At 70.5% G+C, this 21077-nt stretch carries 20 protein-coding genes; 13 read left to right on the top strand and 7 right to left on the bottom strand.

All coding sequences use genetic code 11. The annotated features are described in order from the left end of the window. Positions 1–189: 189 nt before the first annotated feature. From gap to AB0F61_RS30985, 5 genes are all read left to right on the top strand, one after another. Entirely contained in the window at positions 190–1194 is a 1005-nt protein-coding gene (gap, locus tag AB0F61_RS31005; protein WP_030337349.1) for a type I glyceraldehyde-3-phosphate dehydrogenase, read from the top strand. Further along, positions 1191–2390, top strand: coding sequence for a phosphoglycerate kinase (locus tag AB0F61_RS31000; RefSeq protein WP_357816945.1), 1200 nt, complete (start codon positions 1191–1193; stop codon positions 2388–2390). Before gap ends, AB0F61_RS31000 begins: the two co-directional genes overlap by 4 nt. Further along, positions 2391–3182 carry a triose-phosphate isomerase gene (gene tpiA / locus AB0F61_RS30995; RefSeq protein ID WP_357816943.1) on the top strand — a complete coding sequence of 264 codons (792 nt, stop codon included), beginning with the start codon at positions 2391–2393 and terminating at the stop codon, positions 3180–3182. A 95-nt stretch (positions 3183–3277) separates the two neighbouring features. After that, complete coding sequence (gene secG, locus AB0F61_RS30990; protein WP_355033235.1) at positions 3278–3538, top strand: preprotein translocase subunit SecG; 261 nt, start codon at positions 3278–3280, stop codon at positions 3536–3538. A 140-nt stretch (positions 3539–3678) separates the two neighbouring features. Next, positions 3679–4020: an RNA polymerase-binding protein RbpA gene (locus AB0F61_RS30985; RefSeq protein ID WP_355033236.1), complete on the top strand. Its 342-nt coding sequence runs from the start codon at positions 3679–3681 to the stop codon at positions 4018–4020. A gap of 17 nt (positions 4021–4037) precedes the next feature. Here AB0F61_RS30985 and pgl read toward each other — a convergent pair whose 3' ends face one another. From pgl to tkt, 6 genes are all read right to left on the bottom strand, one after another. After that, positions 4038–4808 (bottom strand): 6-phosphogluconolactonase, encoded by a 771-nt coding sequence (gene pgl, locus AB0F61_RS30980; RefSeq protein WP_357816939.1) that lies wholly within the window; start codon positions 4806–4808, stop codon positions 4038–4040. A gap of 140 nt (positions 4809–4948) precedes the next feature. Then, positions 4949–5965: a glucose-6-phosphate dehydrogenase assembly protein OpcA gene (locus tag AB0F61_RS30975; RefSeq protein ID WP_357816936.1), complete on the bottom strand. Its 1017-nt coding sequence runs from the start codon at positions 5963–5965 to the stop codon at positions 4949–4951. After that, a complete protein-coding gene (gene zwf / locus AB0F61_RS30970) occupies positions 5962–7512 on the bottom strand; it encodes a glucose-6-phosphate dehydrogenase (protein WP_357816933.1) in 1551 nt (516 codons plus the stop codon). Before zwf ends, AB0F61_RS30975 begins: the two co-directional genes overlap by 4 nt. Before the next feature lie 2 nt (positions 7513–7514). Further along, positions 7515–9164 carry a glucose-6-phosphate isomerase gene (locus tag AB0F61_RS30965; RefSeq protein WP_357816930.1) on the bottom strand — a complete coding sequence of 550 codons (1650 nt, stop codon included), beginning with the start codon at positions 9162–9164 and terminating at the stop codon, positions 7515–7517. Between the two features lie 76 nt (positions 9165–9240). Beyond that, positions 9241–10416, bottom strand: a complete 1176-nt coding sequence (gene tal, locus AB0F61_RS30960) for a transaldolase (RefSeq protein ID WP_357816927.1) — start codon at positions 10414–10416, stop codon at positions 9241–9243. 15 nt (positions 10417–10431) lie between these two features. Further along, positions 10432–12570 carry a transketolase gene (gene tkt, locus AB0F61_RS30955; protein ID WP_357816924.1) on the bottom strand — a complete coding sequence of 713 codons (2139 nt, stop codon included), beginning with the start codon at positions 12568–12570 and terminating at the stop codon, positions 10432–10434. A gap of 266 nt (positions 12571–12836) precedes the next feature. Between tkt and AB0F61_RS30950 the strand changes: the two genes are divergently transcribed. From AB0F61_RS30950 to AB0F61_RS30940, 3 genes are all read left to right on the top strand, one after another. Continuing rightward, positions 12837–13790, top strand: a complete 954-nt coding sequence (locus AB0F61_RS30950; protein ID WP_357816921.1) for a heme o synthase — start codon at positions 12837–12839, stop codon at positions 13788–13790. Between the two features lie 284 nt (positions 13791–14074). Beyond that, positions 14075–14410, top strand: coding sequence for a hypothetical protein (locus AB0F61_RS30945; protein WP_357816918.1), 336 nt, complete (start codon positions 14075–14077; stop codon positions 14408–14410). 13 nt (positions 14411–14423) lie between these two features. Beyond that, complete coding sequence (locus AB0F61_RS30940) at positions 14424–15356, top strand: hypothetical protein (RefSeq protein WP_357816915.1); 933 nt, start codon at positions 14424–14426, stop codon at positions 15354–15356. Between the two features lie 71 nt (positions 15357–15427). Here AB0F61_RS30940 and AB0F61_RS30935 read toward each other — a convergent pair whose 3' ends face one another. Further along, entirely contained in the window at positions 15428–16393 is a 966-nt protein-coding gene (locus AB0F61_RS30935) for a COX15/CtaA family protein (protein ID WP_357816909.1), read from the bottom strand. 176 nt (positions 16394–16569) lie between these two features. On the opposite strand from AB0F61_RS30935, the gene AB0F61_RS30930 reads away from it, so the two are divergent. From AB0F61_RS30930 to sufC, 5 genes are all read left to right on the top strand, one after another. Beyond that, a complete protein-coding gene (locus tag AB0F61_RS30930; protein ID WP_357816959.1) occupies positions 16570–17292 on the top strand; it encodes a transcriptional regulator in 723 nt (240 codons plus the stop codon). Beyond that, complete coding sequence (gene sufB / locus AB0F61_RS30925) at positions 17289–18719, top strand: Fe-S cluster assembly protein SufB (protein WP_234588434.1); 1431 nt, start codon at positions 17289–17291, stop codon at positions 18717–18719. The genes AB0F61_RS30930 and sufB overlap by 4 nt, the downstream gene beginning before the upstream one ends. A 97-nt stretch (positions 18720–18816) precedes the next feature. Continuing rightward, positions 18817–19965 carry a Fe-S cluster assembly protein SufD gene (gene sufD, locus AB0F61_RS30920; RefSeq protein ID WP_357816907.1) on the top strand — a complete coding sequence of 383 codons (1149 nt, stop codon included), beginning with the start codon at positions 18817–18819 and terminating at the stop codon, positions 19963–19965. Beyond that, positions 19965–20291, top strand: a complete 327-nt coding sequence (locus AB0F61_RS30915; RefSeq protein ID WP_109820754.1) for a non-heme iron oxygenase ferredoxin subunit — start codon at positions 19965–19967, stop codon at positions 20289–20291. Before sufD ends, AB0F61_RS30915 begins: the two co-directional genes overlap by 1 nt. Then, the gene (gene sufC, locus AB0F61_RS30910) at positions 20291–21064 is read left to right on the top strand and encodes a Fe-S cluster assembly ATPase SufC (RefSeq protein WP_112677399.1); all 774 of its coding nucleotides are present in this window, start codon (positions 20291–20293) and stop codon (positions 21062–21064) included. Before AB0F61_RS30915 ends, sufC begins: the two co-directional genes overlap by 1 nt. Positions 21065–21077 lie beyond the last annotated feature (13 nt).

The raw sequence follows: 21077 nt of genomic DNA, 5'->3' as shown, positions 1-21077 counted from the left end.
GCGTACGGCAAGGGGGCCGACACCGGCACTCCTCGCCGTGCCCACCGCCTCGGGCGGTCAGGTCCGTAGACCGCGCGGCGGGGTGGCCGAGATGAACCGTCACCGGCCGGCTCCAACCGGTCGGCGCACACCATTCCCGCCGGCCCGTTGTCTGAAGCCGGCGGACCAGAACGCGAGGAGATGGGACCTGTGACCATCCGGGTTGGCATCAACGGCTTTGGCCGAATCGGCCGTAACTTCTTCCGGGCAGTGCTGGCGTCTGACGCCGACATCGAGGTCGTGGCGGTGAACGACCTGACCGACAACGGCACGCTCGCTCACCTGCTCAAGTACGACAGCATCCTGGGCCGCCTGCCGTACGAGGTCAAGGCCACCGCCGACGAGATCACCGTCGGTGGACGGACCATCAAGGCGTACGCCGAGAAGGACCCGTCGAAGCTGCCGTGGGGCGAGGTCGGCGCCGACGTCGTCATCGAGTCGACGGGCTTCTTCACCGACGCCACCAAGGCCAAGGCGCACGTCGACGGCGGGGCCAAGAAGGTCATCATCTCCGCCCCGGCGAAGAACGAGGACGTCACCGTCGTCATGGGTGTCAACCACGACACCTACGACCCGGCGAAGCACACGATCATCTCCAACGCTTCGTGCACCACCAACTGCCTCGCCCCGATGGCGAAGGTCCTGCACGACACGTTCGGCATCCAGCACGGTCTGATGACGACGATCCACGCGTACACCCAGGACCAGAACCTCCAGGACGCGCCGCACTCGGATCTGCGTCGGGCCCGGGCCGCCGCGCTGAACATCGTGCCGACCTCCACCGGCGCCGCCAAGGCCATCGGTCTGGTCCTGCCGGACCTCAAGGGCAAGCTCGACGGGTACGCCCTGCGGGTGCCGATCCCGACCGGCTCGGTCACCGACCTCACCGTCAACGTGGGTCGCGAGACCACCGTGGACGAGGTCAACGCCGCGCTGAAGGCCGCCGCGGACGGCCCGCTCAAGGGCATCCTGGTCTACAACGAGGACCCGATCGTCTCCACCGACATCGTCACCGACCCGGCGTCGTGCATCTTCGACGCGCCGCTGACCAAGGTCGTCGGCAACCAGGTCAAGGTCGTCGGCTGGTACGACAACGAGTGGGGCTACTCCAACCGCCTGGTCGACCTGGTCAAGCTGGTCGGTTCGTCGCTGTGAGCATCCGGACCCTCGACGACCTGCTCGCCGAGGGGGTGTCGGGTCGGCGCGTGCTGGTGCGCGCCGACCTGAACGTCCCGCTCGACAAGCAGACCGGCCAGATCACGGACGACGGCCGCATCCGCGCGGTGCTGCCGACCCTCGGCGCGCTTGTCGAGGCCGGCGCGAAGGTTGTCGTCTGCTCGCACCTGGGCCGCCCGAAGGGCGCTCCGGACCCGCAGTTCAGCCTGGGCCCGGTCGCCGGGCGGCTCGGTGAGCTGCTCGGCGCGCCCGTGCACTTCGCCACCGACACCGTCGGCGAGTCCGCCCGCTCCACCGTCGCGGACCTGGCCGACGGCCAGGTCGCCCTGCTGGAGAACCTGCGTTTCAACGCGGGCGAGACCAGCAAGGACGCCGCCGAGCGGGGCGCCTTCGCCGACCAGCTCGCCGCGTTCGGCGACGCGTACGTGGACGACGCGTTCGGCGCCGTGCACCGCAAGCACGCGAGCGTCTTCGACGTGCCGGCCCGGTTGCCGCACGTCGCGGGCCGGCTGGTGCTGCGGGAGGTCGAGGTGCTCTCCACGCTCACCGCCGACCCCGAGCGGCCGTACGTGGTGGTGCTCGGCGGGTCGAAGGTGTCCGACAAGCTGGCCGTGATCGAGGCGCTGCTGCCCACTGTCGACCGGCTGCTCATCGGTGGCGGGATGTGCTTCACCTTCCTCAAGGCCCAGGGCCTGGAGGTGGGCACCTCGCTGCTGGAGAAGGACATGGTCGAGACCTGCCGCAACCTGCTGGAGCGGTCCAACGGCAAGATCATGCTCCCGGTCGACGTGGTGGTGGCGGACGCGTTCGCCCCGGATGCCGCGCACGACACGGTCCGGGTCGACGGCATCCCGAGCCACCGGCTCGGTCTGGATGTCGGCCCGGAGACGGTGGCCGGCTTCAGCGCCGCGCTGTCCCAGGCGAAGACGATCTTCTGGAACGGCCCGATGGGCGTGTTCGAGATGCCGGCCTTCGCGGCGGGCACCCGGGGGATCGCCGAGGCGATCACCAAGGCCGACGCGTTCAGCGTCGTCGGTGGCGGTGACTCGGCGGCGGCGGTCCGTGCCCTGGGGCTGGACGAGTCGTCCTTCGGGCACATCTCCACGGGCGGCGGCGCCTCCCTGGAATACCTCGAGGGCAAGACCCTCCCCGGCATCGCGGCCCTGGAGAACTGAATGTCGAGCACCACCCGCCGGCCGTTGATGGCCGGCAACTGGAAGATGAACCTCAACCACCTCGAGGCCAACCTGCTCGTGCAGAAGCTGGCGGCGAGCCTCACCGAGAAGCAGCTCACCGAGGTCGAGACGGTCGTGCTGCCGCCCTTCACCGACCTGCGGACCGTGCAGACCGCGGTGGACGGCGACAAACTGCTCATCGGCTACGGCGGGCAGGACCTGTCGCCGCACCCGTCCGGCGCGTACACCGGGGACATCTCCGGTGCGATGCTGGCGAAGCTCGGCTGCACCTACGTGGTGGTCGGGCACTCCGAGCGGCGGGCCTACCACCACGAGGACGACGCGCTTGTCAACGCCAAGGTGAAGGCGGCGCTCGCGCACGGCCTGACGCCGATCCTCTGCGTGGGGGAGGGGCTGGACATCCGCGAGCAGGGCACCCACGTGGCGCACTGCGCGGACCAGCTCGACGGTGGCCTGTCCGGGTTCACCCCCGAGCAGGTGCGGCAGGTCGTGATCGCGTACGAGCCGGTGTGGGCGATCGGCACGGGCAAGACCGCGACGCCGGAGGACGCCCAGGAGGTCTGTGGGGCGGTCCGTCAGCGACTTGTGGAACGCTTCGACCAGGAGACCGCCGAGCAGGTCCGGGTGCTCTACGGCGGCTCGGTCAAGGCGTCGAACGTCGCCTCGATCATGGCCCAGCCGGACGTGGACGGGGGCCTGGTGGGGGGCGCCAGCCTGGACGCGGAGGAATTCGCTCAGATCTGCCGGTTCCCGGAGCACATCGCCCGCTGATCGCTCGGTATCCTTGACACCGCCCGTCCGCCGGTCGGTGCCGCCGTGCCCGATCAGACCGGGCGAGGATCGCTACGAGAGGACTGACCCCAGCCATGCCGATCTGGTTCGCATACACGTTGATCGTGTTGCTGATCATCACGAGCATTCTGCTCACTATGCTTATCCTGCTGCACCGCGGCAAGGGCGGCGGTCTGTCGAGCATGTTCGGCGGTGGCGTCAGCTCTAGCCTCGCCGGCTCCTCCGTGGCAGAGAAAAACCTCGACCGTTACACCGTTCTGGTGAGCGTCGTCTGGTTCGCCGCCATCGTCGGGCTCGGGCTCTGGCTGCGCCTCCAGATGAACAGCGGCACCTGAGCACGCCCGTCAAGTCGTACAATCTGCGCGCGGTCCGTCACTCGACGGGCCGCGCGCAGGCTTTTCTCCGCTGCACCGCGTCGCCCGCCGTCCACCCCTGAATGATGGCGGGTCCCCTCCGACGACAGGAGCGAGCAGCCGTGCCCAGTGGCAATGTCATCCGCGGCGCCCGAGTCGGTTCCGCGCCCATGCGCCCCGACGAGCGACACCAACCCGCCCCCCGACAGGACGTCACCTACTGGTGCCGCAACGACCACCGGATCGACATCCGGATCGCCGCGGACGCCGAGGCGCCGGCCCGGTGGGACTGCCCCCGGTGCGGTCTACCCGCCGGCCGGGACGCCCAGAACCCGCCCGGCCGGACCCGCGCCGAACCGTACAAGAGCCACCTGGCGTACGTGAAGGAGCGGCGCACCGCCGAGGAGGGGGAGGCCCTGCTGAACGAGGCACTGGCGGCGCTGCGCCGCCGCCGGGGCGAGTAGCGGGCAGCGGCCCTCGACTAGCGCAGGCTGCGCAGTCGCGCCGGTACGTCGGCTGCCGCCGCCCGGTCCAGCAGCCAGCGGGTGCGGCTGACCCCGTGCACCCCGGCGGCCGGCAACTGCACCGGCCCGGCGCCGGCCAACGCCATGCCCACCGCGCGGGCCTTGTCGGCGCCGCCGGCGACCAGCCAGACCTCGTCGGCGGTGTTGATCGTCGGCAGGGTGAGCGTGGTCCGCACCGGCGGCGGCTTGGGGCTGCCCCGCACCGCGCTGCACGGCCGGGTGTCGTAGTGCACCGGGTGCTCGGGGAAGACCGAGGCGACGTGCCCGTCCTCGCCGACGCCGAGCATCAGCACGTCGAAGTGCGGAAGCGTGGCGTGCCCGGGCCGGGCGGCGCGCTCCAACTCCTGCGCGTACGCGGCAGCCGCCGCCTCGGGGTCGTTGCCGGCCGGGCCGTCCGAGGCCGGCATCGGGTGTACCCGGGCCGGGTTCAGCGGCACCACGTCCAGCAGGGCGGCTCGGGCCTGGGTCTCGTTGCGGTCCGGATCACCGGAGGGCAGGAACCGCTCGTCGCCCCACCACACGTCGACCCGGGACCAGTCCACGGCGTCGCGGGCGGGCAGCGTCGCCACCGCCCGGTACACGGCCGCGGCGATCCGGCCACCGGTGAGCACCACCGAGGCCTCGCCCCGGTCGGCCTGGGCGTCGAGCAGCTTCACCAGCAACCGGGCCGCCACGGCCTGCGCCAGCAGGTCGGCGTCGGCGTGGACGGCGACACTCACCTCACTCATGGAATGCGCCTTCGTTTCCCGACCGCCCGGCGGTCGCTGTCGCGTCGTGCCCGGGCCGCGATGCCCGAGATGGTGTGTTCCGGGGCAGGGGCCGGTCCGCACCGGCCCCTGCCCCGACGTCGTGCCCCCGGCAGAGGGCCTCAGCTCTCGCCGCTGGTGCCGGCGTGCGCGGTGACCCCGGCCTCGGCGCGCCGCGCGGTGGCCGGATCCTTCCACACGTGCACCCGCTGCGGGGGACGCTGCTCCAACCCACGCAACCCGACCGTCGCGCCGAGCGCCTCCGCGTACACCTGGTCGGCGTCCAGACGCCGCAGCTCCTCGGCCAACTCGTCACCGAGCGGGCGGCGGACCAGCGGCAGGGCCCGGTCGTCCTGGCCGGTACGCCGGAACACCGCCATGCTGTCCTCGCGGGTCAACGTGAGCTGGTCGCCGTTGGCGCAGCTCAACCGCACCTCCCGCATCCGGGGGAACTCGTCGGTGTCGACCCGGTGCGGGGTGATGCCGAGCCGGCTGGACAGCCAACCGACCATCAGCGACGCCGTCGGGTCGGTGGGCGGCGCGACAACTGTCGCCTCGACGACCCGCTCACTTGCGGTGTCGAACGCCCCGGCGACAAGGGTCCGCCACGGGGTGATCCGGGTCCACGCCAGGTCCGTGTCGCCCGGGGCGTAGTCCCGGGCACGCTGCCGCAGCGCCTCCACCGGGTCGGCGGCCTGCGCCGAGTCGGTGATCCTGCGGTCGGCGACCACCCCGAGGAAGTCGGTGGCGATCTCCGCCGGCGGCTCGCCGTGCCACCAGGTGACCACCGGCACGTCCGGGACCAGCAGCGGCATGACCACCGACTCGGCGTGCAGGGCCAGCCGGCCGTACATCCGGGTGACCACCGCCTCGCACGGGCCGAGCCGGCCGCCGACCACGATCTCCGCGTCCAACCGGTTGCGGTCCCGCTCGATCTCGGAGCGAACCACCACCACCAGCCGGCACGGGTGGGCGGCGGCGGCGATCGTCGCCGCCGCCTCCGCCTCGCGGACCCGCTTCTCGTCCACGACCACGATGAGAGTGAGCGCCATGCCGCTGGCCACGCCGCCGGCGCTGCGCCGCTCGGCGGCGAGCGCCTTGACCACCTCGTTGCCGGTGGTGTCCCACAGCCCGATCATGCTCGTCTCCAAGCGCGGCCCTCGCGGGCCAGCATCTCGTCCGCGGCCCGGGGGCCCCACTCGCCGGCTCGGTACGGCTCCGGCTTGGTGCCCGCCCAGGCGTGCTCCAGCGGGTCGATCACCTGCCAGCTCTGCTCGACCTCGGCCGCGTCCGGGAACAGGGTGCGGTCGCCGATCAGCACGTCCAGCACCAGCCGCTCGTACGCCTCGGGGCTGGACTCGGTGAACGCCTCGCCGTACTGGAAGTCCATCGCGATGTCGCGAACCTCCATCGTGGTGCCCGGCACCTTCGAGCCGAACTTGAGCACCACACCCTCGTCGGGCTGCACCCGGATGACCAACTGGTTGTTGCCCAACGACTCCATGTCGGCGTCGTTGAACGGCAGGTGCGGCGCCTTCTTGAACATGATGGCGACCTCGGTGACCCGCCGGGGCAGCCGCTTGCCGGCCCGGATGTAGAACGGCACCTCCGCCCACCGGCGGTTCTGGATGCCCAGCCGCACCGCCACGTACGTCTCCGTCGTGGAGTCGGTGGGGACGTCCCGCTCCTCCAGGTACCCGACCGCGCGCTCGCCGCCCACCCAACCGGGCAGGTACTGGCCGCGTACGGTGTCCCGCGCCACGTCCTTCGGCAGGGTGATGGCCTTGAGCACCTTCAGCTTCTCGGCCCGGATCTCGTCGGCGTCGAAGCTGGTCGGCTCCTCCATCGCCACCAGGGCGAGAAGTTGCAGGAGGTGGTTCTGCAGCACGTCGCGGGCGGTGCCGACGGTGTCGTAGAAACCGGCGCGGGTGCCGATGCCGACATCCTCGGCCATGGTGATCTGCACCGAGTCGACGTACTTGGAGTTCCACAGCGGCTCGAACAGGTTGTTGGCGAACCGCAGGGCGAGGATGTTCTGAACCGTCTCCTTGCCCAGGTAGTGGTCGATCCGGAAGACGTCCTCCCGGGTGAACACGTCGTCGACGAGGTCGTTGAGCGCCTTCGCCGAGGGCAGGTCGTTGCCGAACGGCTTCTCCACCACGACCCGACGCCAACCGCCGGACTTCTCGTTGTCGGCCATCCCGGTGCGGGCCAGTTGCTTGAGCACCACCGGGAACGCGGCCGGAGGGATGGAGAAGTAGAACGCCGCGTTGCCGGTGATGCCGTGGGTCTGGCGCAGGTCGTCAAGCGTCGAGGCAAGCTGGTCGAAGGCGGCGTCGTCGTCGAACGACCCGCCGACGAACTTGATGTTGCCGGCCAGCCGTGCCCACACCTCGTCCCGCCAGGGGGTACGAGCGTGCTTGCGGGCGGCCTCGCACGCGAGGGTCTCGAAGTCGCCGTCACCCCAGTCGCGGCGCGCGAAGCCGAGCACCACGAAACCGGGCGGCAGCAGCCCCCGGTTGGCCAGGTCGTAGACCGCGGGGAGCAGCTTCTTGCGGGCCAGGTCGCCGGTCACCCCGAAGATCACCAGAGCGCACGGCTCCGGGATTCGGGGCAACCGGCGGTCCTGCGGGTCGCGTAGCGGGTTCACGCCGCCTCCTCGCTCCGCTTCAGTCACGTCGTCCATCCTCACGCCGACAGATCACCAGCGGCGTCGAGCAGCTGGGCGACACCGGCGGCACGGTCGGTCAGGTGCAGCCGCAGCACCGGGCGCTCCCGGCCGGCGAGCGCCTGCCGGTCCCCGGCGGCCTGCGCCGCCTGCAACTCACCGAAGGTGTACGGCTTGCCCGGCACCGCCAGGTCCTCGGCGACCGCGCCGGTCACCTGGAGGTAGCTGCCCACCTGTGGGCCGCCCTTGTGGTACTGGCCCGTGGAGTGCAGGAACCGCGGCCCCCAGCCGAAGGTGACCGGACGCCCGCCCGCCTGCGCCAGCAGCGGCCGCAGCTTGGCCGCGTCGGCGTCGGCGAACCGGTCGAGGTACGCCATCACGGCGAGGTAGCCGTCGTCGCCCAGCCCGTCGAGCAGCCAGCGCAGCACCCCGGCCAGGTCCCCGGGAGCGCCCTGCGGGGCGTACACCTCGATCGCGCCCTCGGTGAACGACGGCGACTCCGCCGGCAGGCCCGAGGCCAGGATCTTGTTGGTGTTCTCCTTGGACTCGGTGACGTTCGGCTGGTTGAACGGGTCGATGCCGAGCACCACGCCGGCCACCGCTGTCGCGTACTCCCAGGCCAGGAACTGCGCGCCAAGCGGGCCGTTGACGGCCACGTCCGGGGTGGCGCCGCCACCGGGCACGTCACCGGGGGCGAGCGAGCCGCCGTAGCTGACCGTCAGCACGTCCGCGCCGGTCGCGCCGGGGCTCTGCGGGGACTCCACGACCACCGGGAGGATGCCCACCCCGGCCTTGCCCGTCGACTCGGCGATCAACTGCTCGGCCCAGTCGCCGAGACCGTCGATGCCGGTGCCGTCGGAGACCAGGGCGACCTTGTCCCGGGCCAGCGTGGCCGCCGCGCCCAGGGCGGCACCCAGCGCCAGCGCCGGATTGTCCCGGTCCGCGCCGAGCGACGCGGCAAGCGCGTCGGCCTGGTCGAGCAGTTCCGCGACCTCGACCCCGGCCAGCGCCGAGGGCACCAGGCCGAACGCGGTGAGCGCCGAGTACCGGCCGCCGACGTTCGGATCGGCGAGCACCGTGAACGCGCCCATCTCGGTAGCGGTGGTCTCCAGCGGCGAACCCGGGTCGGTGACGATGACGAAGTGCCGTCCGGCCTCCGCCTCGGTCATCCCGGCGTCCAGGAACGCCTGCAGGTAGACGCGGCGGTGACTGTCGGTCTCCACCGTCGACCCGGACTTGCTGGACACCACCACCACTGTGCGTTCCAACCGGTCACCGAGCGCCGCCCGGACCTGGCCCGGGTCGGTGGTGTCCAGCACGGTCAACGGGCGACCCAGGGTTCGGGTGATCACCTCGGGGGCCAACGACGAACCACCCATGCCGGCGAGCACCACGTGGTCCAGGTCGGCCAGCTCCGCGGTCAGCTCGGCGAGTTGCACGAGCAACTCCCGGCTGCGCGTGTGGGTGTCGACCCAGCCGAGCCGGATCTTCGCCTCGGCTTCGGCGTCCGGACCCCACAGGCTCGCGTCCTTGCCCGCCAGCTTGCCCGGGACGCCGGCCTTGACCAGGGCGTCCCGGGTCGACGCCGGCGCGGACTTGTCGACGGCGTCCGCGCCGTACACGGCGAGCCCGGCGGCTGCCTCCACCGGCCCGGCAAGTAGGTCACTCATGCCGTCACTCCGCTTCGCTGCGTGCCGTCATGAGGCACCTTCGCACTGAGCTTGCTGATTCGCTCGCTGCGCTCGCTCATGCGCCACCGGCCTTCTCAGCGGCCTTGGCGTTGCCCTTGGCGGCCTTGTTCGGCGCACCGGTGCCCTTGGCCGCCGCCTCCAGCGACTTACGGACGCCGTCGAGCAGCTCCTGCCAGCTGGCCTCGAACTTCTCCACGCCCTCGCGCTCCAGGGTGGCGATCACGTCGGCCATGTCCACCCCGACCGACTCCAGGTCCGCGAAGACCTTCCGGGCCGCGTCGTAGGCGCCGGTGATGGTGTCGCCGCGGGTCTCGCCATGGTCGGCGTACGCGTGGATGACCGACTCCGGCATGGTGTTGACCGTACCGGGAGCGATCAGCTCTTCGACGTAGATGACGTCGCGGTAGTCCGGGTTCTTCGTCGAGGTGGACGCCCACAGCGGCCGCTGCGGGTGCGCGCCGGCGTCGGCGAGCGCCTTCCACCGGTCGGAGGAGAACACCTCGGTGTAGCGCTCGTACGCCAACTGGGCGTTGGCGATGGCAGCCTTGCCCTTCAGCGCCTTCGCCTGGTCGGAGCCGACCTTCTCCAGCCTCTTGTCGACCTCGGAGTCGACCCGGGAGACGAAGAACGATGCCACCGAGCCGATCTTCGACAGGTCGTGGCCGTTGGCCTTGGCCTGCTCCAGACCGGCGAGGAACGCCTCCATCACCGCCGAGTAGCGGTCCAGGCCGAAGATCAGCGTCACGTTGACGCTGATCCCCTCGGCAAGCGTCGCGGTGATCGCCGGCAGGCCGGCCTCGGTGGCCGGGATCTTGATGAAGAGGTTGGGCCGGTCGACAAGCCACCACAGCGCCTTGGCCTCGGCCACCGTCCGGTCGCTCTCGTGCGCCAGCCGGGGGTCCACCTCGATGGAGACCCGACCGTCGACACCCGCGCTCGCGTCGTACGACGGGCGCATCACGTCACAGGCCCACCGTACGTCGTACGTGGTGAGCATCCGCACCGACTCCTCGACCTCCACCCCACGGGTGGCGAGGTCGTGCAACTGCCAGTTGTACTCGTCGGCGTCGCTCAACGCCTTCGCGAAGATCGTCGGGTTGGTGGTGACACCGGCCACGTGCTTCTCGCGGCGGAGCTGGTCCAGCCCGCCGGAACTCAGTCGGACCCGGGAAAGATCGTCGAGCCAGACCGCCACACCCGCGGCGGTGAGCTCATTCAGCTTGTCGGTCATGCTGTTTACGCTCCCTCAGTTTCCGGTCGTGAAACCGGTGATGTCGCCCACCCGGGCCAGCGAGGCGTGTGCCGCCGCCACGATCCGGTCGGGGGTGAACCCGAACTGCTCGAAGAGCACGGTGTGCGGGGCACTCGCTCCGTAGTGCTCCAGGCTCACGCTCTCGCCCAGGTCACCGACGACTCCGCGCCAGGACATCGCGATGCCCGCCTCCACGCTCACCCGTGCCTTTACCCCGCGAGGGAGCACCGACTCCCGGTACGCCTCGTCCTGCTCGTAGAACCACTCCTGGCAGGGCATCGAGACGACCCGCGTCGGGGTGCCGTCGGCCTCCAGCCGCTCCCGGGCGGTCAGGCAGAGCTGCACCTCGGAGCCGGTGCCGACGATGATCACCTGCGGCTTGCCGTTGGACGCCTCGGCCAGGACGTAACCGCCCTTGGCCACCCCCTCCGCGCCGCCCAGGACGTCGCGGTCCATGGTCGGCAGCGGTTGGCGGCTCAGCGCCAGCGCGGTGGGCCGGTCGGTGTGCTCCAGCGCCTGCCGCCAGGCCCAGGCCGTCTCGTTGGCGTCCGCCGGACGGACCACGTCCAGGCCCGGGATGGCGCGCAGCGCGGTCAGGTGCTCCACCGGCTGGTGGGTCGGGCCGTCCTCGCCGAGGCCGATCGAGTCGTGCGTCCACACGTAGGTGACCGGCAGCTGCATCAACGCGGCCAGCCGCACCGACGGGCGCATGTAGTCGCTGAACACCAGGAAGGTGCCGCCGTACGGGCGGGTGCCACCGTGCAGGGCGATGCCGTTGAGGATCGCGCCCATGGCGTGCTCACGGATGCCGAAGTGCAGCGTGCGGCCGTACTCGTGACCGGGGAAGTCCTTGGTGGCGTGCGCGGCCGGGATGAACGACGGCTCGCCCTTCATCGTGGTGTTGTTGCTCTCGGCCAGGTCGGCCGAGCCGCCCCACAGCTCCGGAAGCACCGGCGCGAGGGCCTCCAGCACCTTGCCGGACGCGGCCCGGGTGGCCACGCCCTTGGCGTCCGCGGGGAAGACCGGCAGCGCGTCGGTCCAGCCGTCCGGCAGGACCCGGCCGGCCAACCGCTCGTAGAGCGCGGTGCGCTCCGGGTTCGCCTTCTTCCAGGCGTCGAACGAGGTGGTCCACTCCTGCTGGGCGTCGGAGCCGCGGCCCATCACCGTACGGGCGTGGGCGAGCACGTCCTCGTCGACCTGGAAGGTCTGCTCCGGGTCGAAGCCGAGGATCCGCTTGGTGGCCTTCACCTCGTCGGCGCCGAGCGCCGAACCGTGGATCTTGCCGGTGTTCTGCTTGTTGGGCGCGGGCCAGCCGATGATGGTGCGCAGCGCGATGAAGGAGGGACGGCCGGTCTCCGCCTTGGCGGCCAGCAGCGCGGCGTGCAGGGCCTCGGCGTCCTCGTGGTAGTCGCCCTGGTCGGCGTCGCCGCTACGCCAGTCGACGGTCTGCACGTGCCAGCCGTACGCCTCGTAGCGGGCGGCCACGTCCTCGCTCTTGGCGATCCGGGTGTCGTCCTCGATGGAGATCTCGTTGTCGTCGTAGATCACCGTGAGGTTGCCCAGCTGCTGGTGCCCGGCGAGGGCGCTGGCCTCGTGGCTGATGCCCTCCTCGATGTCGCCGTCGGAGACGATGCACCAGATGTCGTGGTCGAAGACCGACGCGCCCGGCTCGGCCTCGGGGTCGAACAGGCCGCGCTCGCGGCGGGCCGCCATGGCCATGCCGATCGCGTTGCCCAGGCCCTGCCCGAGCGGGCCGGTGGTGGTCTCCACGCCCGGGGTGTGCCCGTGCTCGGGGTGACCCGGCGTCTGCGAGCCCCACTGCCGCAGCGACTTGAGGTCGTCCAGGCTCAACGGGTAACCGGACAGGAAGAGCTGGATGTAGAGCGTCAGGCTGGAGTGCCCGGCGGAGAGGACGAACCGGTCCCGGCCGGGCCAGTTCGGGTCGGCGGGGTTGTGTCGCATGACGCGGTTGAAGAGGAGGTACGCCGCGGGCGCGAGGCTCATCGCGGTGCCCGGGTGGCCGTTGCCGGATTTCTCTACGGCGTCCATGGCCAGCACGCGGACGGTATCGACGGCCCGGCGATCGAGGTCGGACCAGTTAAGTGCGGAGTGCTCGGGTCGTTTGGCAGCCACGATGGTTGTGCTCCTCGGCAGATGGGCGGAACCCTCACCGATGACCTTATCGAGCGTCCCTAAACACGCGCCCGGGGATCTCCGCATGGTGTGCGCTACGTGACGTTCCGAATGCTTGGTTGAACCCGGTGGTGTGACGGCCCGCACCGTTGTCGGGTCGGCCGGGCAGCCAAAACGACAACGCGTAGTGTGTGGGTCGGTGTGCGGGCCCGAGCGGTCCCGACCGATCCGATCTCCCCGTGCCCGATGCCGGAAGGTGGCAATCCGTGAGCATGATCACCGAGCGCCCCGCGAGCAACCCGGCCGGGCAGCAGCCGGCACGGGCGGCCGAGGGCCCGGTGGCCCGGCGGGACGTACGCGCGGTCTTCTCGGCGTACGTGGCGCTCACCAAGCCGCGGATCGTCGAACTCCTGCTGGTCACCACCATTCCGGCGATGATGCTCGCCGATGGCGGGCTCCCGTCGCTGTGGTTGATGGCCGTTGTGCTGATCGGTGGCTCGCTCGCTGCGGGCGCGGCGAGCGTGCTCAACTGCTACATCGACCGGGACATCGACCAGTTGATGCGGCGTACCAAGCGTCGGCCGCTGCCGGCGCACACCGTGTCACCCCGTAACGCGCTGGTCTTCGGTCTGGTGCTGGCGGCGGTGTCGATCGCCCTGATGGCGGCGTTCACCAATCTGCTCGCCGCCGGGCTGACGCTTGCCGCGATCGTCTACTACGACGTCATCTACACGCTGTGGCTCAAGCGGTCCACTCCGACAAACACCTTCTGGGGTGGCGCCTGCGGGGCGGCCCCGGTGCTGATCGGCTGGGCGGCGGTGACCGGCTCGCTGGCGCCGGCCGCCTGGGGGCTCTTCGCGGTGGTCTTCTTCTGGCAGATGCCGCACTTCTACCCGCTCGCCATGAAGTACAAGGACGACTACGCCCGCGCCGGCATCCCGATGCTGCCGGTGGTGGCCTCGGTCCGCCGGGTGAACGCCGAGATCCTGATCTTCGCGTGGCTCACCGTGCTCACCTCCCTGGCCGTCTGGCCGCTGGGGCTCAGCGCGATCTACGGGGTGCCGACCCTGGTGGTGGGTGCCATCTTCGTGGTCGAGGCGCACCGACTCTGCCGGCGCGCGACGCGCGGCGAGGCGGTCAAGCCGATGCGACTGTTCCACTGGTCCACGACGTACCTGACGATCGTGTTCGCCGCTGTCGCGCTCGACGCGCTGATCTGACCAGTCCCCGCCCCGGGCGGTCGCACGTGGCACAAGCTCCTGACTAATCATGGACATGGATGAGTTGTCCGGGTTTAACGTCACATCAGGGTAACTTTCAACATGAGTCGGATCGGCTCAACTGCGCGAGCTGAGCGGCGATTCGCCCACTTGCTTTGAGAGTAAAAGTCCGGATATAACCGGGCAGGTGCCTTACGATCTTCCTTAAACCTGTAGGTAATTGGCATCACAAAAGGTTCATGGTTCTCGCCCGGGAGGGTGCGAGTCTGCTTAGGCTTCGCGTTATGGCAGATGGTTCCGATACGACGCTGACGGCTGAGCAGACCACCGACGAGCAGGCACCCCACAGCCTGGTCGCGGGCCTTCAGGCGTTCGCCGCCGGCCACGGCGGCGCGAAGGCGGTCATCGAGTACGTCGGCAAGCGTGGCGCGCGAATCGTCCTGGTGGGTTCCGACGGCGAGTGGGGCGACCAGTTCGCCGACGACACCGTCACCGCGCGGGAGGCGTGCGCCAAGGCGGGAGTCACCGTCGAGAACGCCTGGGAGCGTGAACTGATGGACCAGATGCGCCCGAGCAACGACCTCTGGCGGTCCATGGCCCGCCGCACCATGGCCCGCTGAACAGCCAGCTCAATTGACCACCAACCACCAGTCGACCCGGGGGGAACCCCGGGTCGCTCTCGTCACCTGTGCCGACCTCGTCGATCTCGACCCGGACGACCGGCTGGTCCTCGCTCCGCTGAAGGCCCGGGGCATCTCCGTCGCGACGGTGGTGTGGGACGACCCCGACGTCGACTGGTCCTCGTTCGACCTGGTGGTGCTCCGCTCTCCCTGGGACTACGCGCTGCGCCGCGACGAGTTCGTCGCCTGGGCGGCAACCGTCCCGACGCTTGTCAACCCGGCCGACGTGGTCCGCTGGAACACCGACAAGCGCTACCTCGCCGAGCTGAGCGCCGCCGGGGTGCCGACCGTGCCGACGTCGTGGGTCGCGCCGGGGGAGCGCTGGCAGCCACCCGCCGAGACCGGCGAGTACGTGCTCAAGCCCGCGGTGAGCGCCGGCAGTCAGGACACCGGCCGGTACGACCTGGCCGACCCGGACCACCGGGACCTGGCCCTCGCACACGTCCGCCGGCTCTCCGCCGCCGGCCGGGTGACCATGGTCCAGCCGTACCTGCGTGCCGTCGACACCGAGGGTGAGACGGCGCTGCTCTTCCTGGCCGGCCCGGACGGGCTCACCTTCAGCCACGCGATCCGCAAGGGCCCGATGCTCACCGGTCCGGATCTCGGCCCGGACGGGCTCTACAAGGCCGAGGAGATCACCTCCCGCAGTGCCCGGCCCGAGCAGCTCGCGGTGGCCGAGCAGACCCTCGCCGCGGTGCCCGGCGGCACGCGACAGTTGCTCTACGCCCGGGTCGACCTGATCCCCGGCCCGGACGGTGAGCCGGTCCTGGTCGAGCTGGAGCTGACCGAGCCGTCGCTGTTCATCGGGTACGCCGACGGGGCTCCCGACCGCCTCGCCGCCGCGATCGCCACCCACCTGGGCCGCGTGATCAACTCCGCTTCCTGAAAGTCGGGCCATCGGACCGGCCCGGACACCGCGACTTCAAGGAAACCGAGTCGATCAGCCGCCGGACGACGTCAGGCGGTGACCGGGACGGGGGTGGCGGTGTCGGCCGGGGTGGTCTCGGCTGTCGGGCTGACCGCGCGGCGCTCGCGGGTCGACCACTGCACCGACAGGGCGGCCAGCAGCACCAGGCAGGCGCCGAGCATGTGCGCGCCGACAAGCAGCGCCGGTACGTGGGTGAAGTACTGCACGAAGCCGATCAGGCCCTGACCCAGCTCCACGGCGACCAGGACGATCGCGGCGCGGGTGGCCCGCCGCGCACCGACGGCGCGGAACGCGAAGATCAGCGCCACCGAGAGGCCGATCAGCAGGAAGACCCCGTCCGCGTGCACCTGCGAGATCGACTCCGGGTCGAGCCCGTTGCGGGCGGCGCCGTGGTCGCCGGCGTGCGGGCCGCTGCCGGTGACCCAGGTGCCGATGACCAGCACCGCGACCGCCACGCCGGTGGTGACCCGGGCCAGCGCGCGCAGCGGCGTGGGCACCACGGCCACGGTCGGGCCGTCCGGGTCGCCGACGCGCCGCCAGAGGGCGTACGCGGCGGCGATCACCGCCATCGAGGCGAGGAAGTGCAGGCCGACCACCCACGGGTTGAGGTTGGTGAGCACGGTGATGCCACCGACCACCGCCTGGGCGGGGATGCCCAGGAACACGGCGACCGCGAGGGCCAGCAGCCCGGGTCGGCGCGGCCGGAGCGTCAGTACGGCCAGCAGGGTGGCCAGCGCGATCAGGCCCACCGCGAAGGTCAGCATGCGGTTGCTGAACTCGATCACCCCGTACACACCCATCTCGGGGGTGGTGACGTACGAATCGTCGGTGCACCGGGGCCAGGTGGGGCAGCCGAGGCCCGAGGCGGTCAACCGGACGGCCCCGCCGGTGAGGACGATGCCCACGTTCGCGATGATCGAGGCGAGCGCGAGGCGGCGCAGCAGGATGACGGGGACCGGACGGGCGATTCGGTTCACGGCGCAAATCCTACGCACCGTAGTGATCGAGGTTCGTCCGACTCCGTCGGCTCGGTGGTTCGGATCACCGGGGCCCGGGTTTGCGACCCTCCGGGTAATTACGTAACGTTGGCGTTGTGAAAAACGCGGCGGCGCTCCCAGGGCACCAGCCGACGGCTGTCCCGGCCGTCGGCGCGTCCGCGTCCGCCCCGGTCCTGACCACGTCTGCGGCGTCCGGTGGGGCCACGGCGGCGGAGATCTCCACCCGCGACCGGGTCACCCAACTGCTGCTGGAGCGGGGGGCCACCACCGCCGCGCAGCTCGGCGTCGCCCTCGGGCTCAGCCCGGCGGCGATCCGCCGGCACCTCGACGCGATGCTCGCCGACGGCGATGTGTACTCCCGCGAGCAGGTCGTGCAGGGCAGCCGCGGTCGGGGGCGTCCGGCCAAGGTGTTCATGCTTACCGAGGCCGGCCGGGTCCGCTGTGGCACCCATCACTACGACAACATGGCGACCGCCGCGCTGCGGTGGATCGCCCGCAGCGGCGGGTCGGACGCGGTCGAGGCGTTCGCCACCGAGCAGGTGTCCGCCCTGGAGTCACGCTGCCGCACGGCCATGGAGGACGCCGGCGACGATCCCCTCGCGCGGGCCGAGGCACTCGCCGCGGCGCTCACCGCCGAGGGTTACGCTGCCAACGCGACCACGATCGCCTCCGGCGGTCAGCTCTGCCAGCACCATTGCCCGGTGGCGCACGTGGCCGCCGAGTTCCCTCAGCTGTGCGAGGCCGAGACCGCGGTGATCTCCCGTCTGGTCGGCACCCACGTGCAGCGTCTTGCCACCATCGCGCACGGCGACGGGGTGTGCACCACGCACATTCCGACCCAGCCGGGGCGTGTTCAATCCGGTAATCCCGTCACCACTGTGAGGACAGATAGATGACCGAGCAGATTGTCCAGCCCCTGACCCAGGAAGAGCAGCTTGCCGCCCTGGGTCGGTACGAGTACGGCTGGTCCGACCCGGACGCCGCCGGGGCGGTCGCCCAGCGCGGCATCAACGAGGCGGTGGTGCGGGACATCTCGGCGAAGAAGAACGAGCCGGCGTGGATGCTCGACCTGCGGCTGAAGGGTCTGCGGCTGTTCGGCCGCAAGCCGATGCCGGCCTGGGGCGCGGACCTCACCGGCATCGACTTCGACAACATCAAGTACTTCGTGCGGTCCACCGAGAAGCAGGCCACCAGCTGGGAGGACCTGCCCGAGGACATCAAGAACACCTACGACCGGCTGGGCATCCCGGAGGCGGAGAAGCAGCGGCTGGTCGCCGGTGTCGCGGCGCAGTACGAGTCCGAGGTCGTCTACCACAAGATCCGTGAGGACCTTGAGGAGCAGGGCGTCCTCTTCCTGGACACGGACACCGCGCTGCGCGAGCACGAGGACGTCTTCAAGGAGTACTTCGGCACGGTGATCCCGGTCGGCGACAACAAGTTCGCCGCGCTGAACACCTCCGTGTGGTCCGGTGGCTCGTTCATCTACGTGCCGAAGGGTGTGCACGTGGAGATCCCGTTGCAGGCCTACTTCCGGATCAACACGGAGAACATGGGCCAGTTCGAGCGGACGCTGATCATCGTCGACGAGGGTGCGTACGTGCACTACGTCGAGGGCTGCACCGCGCCGCTGTACTCCTCCGACTCGCTGCACAGCGCGGTCGTGGAGATCATCGTGAAGAAGAACGCGCGCTGCCGCTACACGACCATCCAGAACTGGTCGAACAACGTCTACAACCTGGTCACCAAGCGTGCCGTCTGCCACGAGGGCGCGACCATGGAGTGGGTCGACGGCAACATCGGCTCCAAGGTGACCATGAAGTACCCGGCGGTCTACATGACCGGCGAGCACGCCAAGGGCGAGGTGCTCTCGGTGGCGATGGCCGGCGAGGGTCAGCACCAGGACGCCGGCGCCAAGATGGTGCACGCCGCCCCGCACACCTCCTCAAGCATCATCTCCAAGTCGATCGCCCGTGGCGGCGGTCGCACCTCGTACCGGGGTCTGGTGCAGGTCCTGGAGGGTTCGCACCACAGCCGGAGCACTGTCAAGTGCGACGCCCTGCTTGTCGACACCATCTCCCGCTCGGACACCTACCCGTACGTCGACATCCGCGAGGACGACGTGTCGATGGGGCACGAGGCGACCGTCTCCAAGATCAGTGACGACCAGCTCTTCTACCTGATGAGCCGGGGCCTGAGCGAGGACGAGGCGATGGCCATGATCGTGCGCGGCTTCATCGAGCCGATCGCCAAGGAGCTTCCGATGGAGTACGCCCTGGAGCTCAACCGCCTGATCGAGCTCCAGATGGAGGGCGCGGTCGGCTGACGCCGCCTCCGCCCGGCCACGGACGGGCCCGGACCCGGTACGCCGGGTCCGGTCCAGCCCGCTTTGACCCTCCGATTCATGACAGACCAAGGAAGAAATGACTACCCAGGCTTCCGCGCCGCCCAGCACCAAGTCGCAGGCGCTGCGCTCGTACGACGTCGCTGACTTCCCGGCCCTCACCGGCCTGGAGGAGGAGTGGCGTTTCACCCCGCTCAAGCGTCTGCGCGGTCTGGCGACGGCGGACACCTCGGCCGCCACCGGCCGGGGCGTCACCATCGAGCACCCGGACCTGCCGGCCGGGGTGTCGGTGCGGCTCGTCGAGCCGACCGACGCCAGCGTCGCGTCCGCGTCGGTGCCGACCGACCGGGTCAGCGCGTTGGCCCACGGCGGGGCGGCGCGCGTCGCGCTTGTCGAGGTGGCGGCCGAGGCCGTCGTGTCCGACGCGGTGGTCGTCCGGCTGCTGGGCGCGTACCCCGAGGAGTTGGCCTTCGCCCGGACCCAGGTCCAGGTGGGTCGGTTCGCGGAGGCCACCGTCGTGTTCTCCCAGGAGGGTTCGACCACGCTCGCCGACAACGTCGAGGTGTTCGTCGCCGACGGCGCGAAGCTGACCCTGGTCACGGTCGCCGACTGGGCCGAGGACGCGGTCCAGGCGCAGCACGTCACCATCAAGCTGGGTCGGGACGCCCGGGTGGTGCACGTCCAGGTCACCCTCGGCGGCGACCTGGTCCGCCAGTTCACGAGCGTGGAGTACACCGGCCGGGGTGGCGAGGCCGAGTTGTACGGCGTCTACTTCGCCGACTCGGGCCAGCACCTGGAGCACCGGCAGTTGGTCGACCACTCCGTGCCGGACTGCCGCAGCTACGTCGGCTACCGGGGCGCTCTGCAGGGTGACGACGCCCACACCGTCTGGGTCGGCGACGTGCTGATCCGGGCCGAGGCGACCGGCACCGACACGTACGAGATCAACCGGAACCTGCTGCTCACCGACGGCGCGCGGGCGGACTCCGTACCCAATCTGGAGATCGAGACCGGCGAGATCACCGGCGCCGGCCACGCCAGCGCGACCGGCCGCTTCGACGACGAGCAGCTCTTCTACCTGATGGCCCGGGGGATCCCGGAGAGCGAGGCCCGCCGCCTGGTGGTCCGCGGCTTCTTCGCCGAGCTGATCAACAAGATCCCGGTGGAGTCGCTGCGCGAGCGCCTCGGCGACGCGATCGAGGCCCGGCTCACCAAGGCGGGCGCCTGATGATCCGGATCTGCTCCACCGAGGACGTGCCGAAGGGCACCGCGATCAGCGCGGACGTCGACGGCACCCCGATCGCGCTTGTGCACGGCGAGGACGGCGAGTTCTACGCCGCCTACGACGAGTGCTCGCACGCCTCGGTCGCCCTCTCCGAGGGTGAGGTCGACGGCTGCACGCTTGAGTGCTGGCTGCACGGCTCGCGCTTCGACCTGCGCACCGGCCAGCCTTCCGGTCTGCCGGCCACCGAACCCGTCCCCGTCTACCCCGTCGAAGTCCGCGACGGCGACATCTACCTCAGCCTGACGCCGAGTAATGGAGTGACCCGATAATGAGCACCCTGGAGATCCGCGACCTGAAGGTGTCGGTCAAGCTGCCCGAGGGTGAGCTCAAGCCGATCCTGGCCGGCGTCGACCTGACCGTGAAGTCCGGTGAGACCCACGCGATCATGGGTCCGAACGGTTCCGGCAAGTCCACCCTGGCGTACTCGATCGCCGGTCACCCCAAGTACGAGATCACCGGCGGCACGGTGACCCTCGACGGTGAGGACGTCCTCGCCATGACTGTCGACGAGCGGGCCCGCGCCGGCCTCTTCCTGGCCATGCAGTACCCGGTCGAGGTGCCCGGCGTCTCGGTCGCCAACTTCCTGCGGACCGCGAAGACCGCCATCGACGGCGAGGCGCCGAAGCTGCGCACGTGGGGTGGCGAGCTGCGCGGCGCGATGGAGCGCCTGCAGATGGACCCGGCGTTCGCCCAGCGCAACGTCAACGAGGGCTTCTCCGGCGGTGAGAAGAAGCGGCACGAGATCGTTCAGCTTGAGCTGCTCAAGCCGAAGATCGCCATCCTCGACGAGACCGACTCGGGCCTCGACGTGGACGCGCTGCGCGTGGTCAGCGAGGGCGTCAACCGGGTCCGCGACAACGGCGACACCGGTGTGCTGCTGATCACCCACTACACGCGGATCCTGCGCTACATCAAGCCGGACTTCGTACACGTCTTCGTGGCCGGCCGGATCGTCGAGCAGGGCGGCCCGGAGCTGGCCGACAAGCTTGAGGCCGAGGGCTACGAGCGGTACGCCGCCGGGGCCGGCACGGCCAAGGCCTGAGCGAGAGAGGCGC

It is taken from the genome of Micromonospora sp. NPDC023888 (assembly GCF_040639415.1).
GTDB lineage: Bacteria > Actinomycetota > Actinomycetes > Mycobacteriales > Micromonosporaceae > Micromonospora.
The sequence above is the reverse complement of the archived record's forward strand: the minus strand, read 5'-3'. Positions and strand labels throughout refer to the sequence as shown.

What these genes read in the sequence shown, in the direction of transcription:
- tpiA (WP_357816943.1), top strand. Translation starts at nt 2,391, where the DNA reads ATGTCGAGCACCACCCGCCGGCCGTTGATGGCCGGCAACTGGAAGATG.
- secG (WP_355033235.1), top strand. Translation starts at nt 3,278, where the DNA reads ATGCCGATCTGGTTCGCATACACGTTGATCGTGTTGCTGATCATCACG.
- pgl (WP_357816939.1), bottom strand. Translation starts at nt 4,808, where the DNA reads ATGAGTGAGGTGAGTGTCGCCGTCCACGCCGACGCCGACCTGCTGGCG.
- AB0F61_RS30975 (WP_357816936.1), bottom strand. Translation starts at nt 5,965, where the DNA reads ATGATCGGGCTGTGGGACACCACCGGCAACGAGGTGGTCAAGGCGCTC.
- zwf (WP_357816933.1), bottom strand. Translation starts at nt 7,512, where the DNA reads ATGGACGACGTGACTGAAGCGGAGCGAGGAGGCGGCGTGAACCCGCTA.
- AB0F61_RS30965 (WP_357816930.1), bottom strand. Translation starts at nt 9,164, where the DNA reads ATGAGTGACCTACTTGCCGGGCCGGTGGAGGCAGCCGCCGGGCTCGCC.
- tal (WP_357816927.1), bottom strand. Translation starts at nt 10,416, where the DNA reads ATGACCGACAAGCTGAATGAGCTCACCGCCGCGGGTGTGGCGGTCTGG.
- AB0F61_RS30945 (WP_357816918.1), top strand. Translation starts at nt 14,075, where the DNA reads ATGGCAGATGGTTCCGATACGACGCTGACGGCTGAGCAGACCACCGAC.
- sufB (WP_234588434.1), top strand. Translation starts at nt 17,289, where the DNA reads ATGACCGAGCAGATTGTCCAGCCCCTGACCCAGGAAGAGCAGCTTGCC.
- sufD (WP_357816907.1), top strand. Translation starts at nt 18,817, where the DNA reads ATGACTACCCAGGCTTCCGCGCCGCCCAGCACCAAGTCGCAGGCGCTG.
- AB0F61_RS30915 (WP_109820754.1), top strand. Translation starts at nt 19,965, where the DNA reads ATGATCCGGATCTGCTCCACCGAGGACGTGCCGAAGGGCACCGCGATC.
- sufC (WP_112677399.1), top strand. Translation starts at nt 20,291, where the DNA reads ATGAGCACCCTGGAGATCCGCGACCTGAAGGTGTCGGTCAAGCTGCCC.